Annotated in this window: 1 protein-coding gene; it reads left to right on the forward strand. The window is 39.9% G+C overall.

Annotated features, from left to right (window positions below; all coding sequences use genetic code 11):
- Positions 1-417 precede the first annotated feature (417 nt).
- The coding region (locus AB4623_RS23975) for an ATP-binding cassette domain-containing protein (protein ID WP_372147519.1) at positions 418-950 on the forward strand (533 nt) is incomplete at its 3' end.

Raw genomic sequence — 950 nt, forward strand, 5'->3', positions numbered from 1 at the left:
TCACTATTACTTGCTTCCCAACTGTTCCGAGTGAAATGCTTACAATGTAATAACCTTAAAATAATTGTGCCTTACGGTGTGTATGTAGTGTTGAGCGTGCAGATTATATTTTGCAGATCTCGGCGTATCTAAGTTCACAAAACTTGTTTTTCTTGTGAGACATCAAGCTACGTGAATCTCATTTTGATTAACTTTATTTAAACAATGTAAGGGGTGTAATTGCAGCTTATTGATAGAACTCATTCATTAAATTGAGGCGAAAACGCTACCTTTTGCATAATAAGTCAGAGTGAATCGCTATTTATTCCAATTTATCAGGTTAATAATTTGTTGCATGTTGTTTCGTGTGGTGCTAGTTTGTATCGCATGAAAAGGTCGGAGTACCTTGCATTTTCACAAACTTGGGAGAGAAAGCGCATGAAAGATGTACCAGCGCTGGACATAAAGGATCTACACAAAACGTTTGGTCAAAATGAAGTTTTAAAGGGAATTTCACTTTCTGCGCATAAAGGCGATGTTGTATCGATTATCGGATCTTCAGGGTCGGGTAAAAGTACTTTCCTTAGATGTATCAACCTTTTAGAGACACCAACTGCAGGCGAGATTTGGGTTAATGGCGAATTAATTCAAATGAAAAACAACCGCCAAGGCGTATCTGTTCCTGCCAACGAAAAACAAGTACAGCGTATCCGTTCACGCTTAGCGATGGTTTTTCAAGGCTTCAATCTTTGGTCTCACCTGACCGTTCTCGAAAATGTTATCGAAGCACCCGTTCACGTATTAGGTGTACCTAAAGCTCAAGCGATTGAAAATGCAGAACTACTACTTAAAAAAGTAGGCTTGTATGAGCGCAAAGATTACTACCCAGGTCATTTATCCGGTGGACAACAACAACGAGCGGCAATTGCTCGAGCGTTAGCGGTTGATCCGGAAGTGATGCTGTTTGATGA

The sequence above is a fragment of the Vibrio sp. 10N.222.52.C12 genome, assembly GCF_041474215.1.
GTDB classification, from domain to species: Bacteria; Pseudomonadota; Gammaproteobacteria; order Enterobacterales; family Vibrionaceae; genus Vibrio; species Vibrio crassostreae_C.